The organism is Actinobacillus minor NM305, from assembly GCF_000175195.1.
Classification (GTDB): Bacteria; Pseudomonadota; Gammaproteobacteria; order Enterobacterales; family Pasteurellaceae; genus Haemophilus_A; species Haemophilus_A minor.
In genome coordinates, this window is the sequence record NZ_ACQL01000072.1 from 1 (window position 1) to 895 (window position 895).

Sequence of the window (895 nt, forward strand, 5' to 3'; positions counted from 1 at the left end):
CTTATTAAATAAGAAGCTCCAATAATAAAATTAGTAAGTGAGAATAAAAGTAAATATTCTTTTACTCCTATAGCACCTATAGTTTTTATATTTCCATCTAGGAATAAATTCAATTTACCATCTTTTTGTGAAACAGAAATACTATCAATCTGTTCGTAAAAAACGACTTCTGGATCTGAAAACAATTCTTTATAATGGATAGCCTTATCTGTAAAAATAACACCATCTGTTGCACTACCAAATAAGGTGTTATCAAATAATAACAACAATGTTTCATCCGATGATAAATGCTTACCAATAGAATTCTTAGCATTCTGCACTTTTTTGGCTGGAATTTCTTCAAAACTATCTAAGAAAGAATATATTGTACCTCTATGTTGAAAAGCACCCATTGTGCCAAATTGCTCAACATATTCTTTTAATTGAGGATATTTTTCCAATAGGATCATTATGCTCTCCTTATCTATAAAATTTTTGCAAAGTACTAATTACTGTTTGTGAACATCCTAGCAATTTTTGCCTTAGTTTTGCTTCGGAATAAAACGGAAGAATATTAGCCAGATTTTCATCGGTATATCTTTGCTTATAAGCTTCAAAGGTAACTTTAAGTTCATAGTAAGAGGCTTTATTAATAATTACCTCGTACATTTGGGGATTTTTAATGATTTTATTTAGAATTGAAGGATTATCCATATCGGCTCCATTATATTTTTCAGGGATGTTTACTCTCTTAGTCAAGAGAGTAAAAGGAGTATACTCCTTTAAAAATTTGATTAATTTTGGAGCGATAGGAGCTATAATAAACAAAGAAAAAGCCTCCCAATCGGGAGGCTTTCTATTTCAGTAATTTATCTATTATAAAATACCTTGCTCTAACATTGCAGTTGCCACTTTT

The 895-nt window shown here is 29.9% G+C and carries 2 protein-coding genes; both read right to left on the minus strand.

Features of this window, described 5'->3' with window-relative positions; genetic code table 11:
• Window positions 1–449, minus strand: a 449-nt coding sequence (locus AM305_RS04170; protein WP_005823376.1) for a hypothetical protein, incomplete at its 3' end; no start/stop codon positions are given.
• Window positions 450–459: 10 nt separating this feature from the next.
• Window positions 460–807: a hypothetical protein gene (locus tag AM305_RS04175; protein WP_005823377.1), complete on the minus strand. Its 348-nt coding sequence runs from the start codon at window positions 805–807 to the stop codon at window positions 460–462.
• Window positions 808–895: the final 88 nt, after the last annotated feature.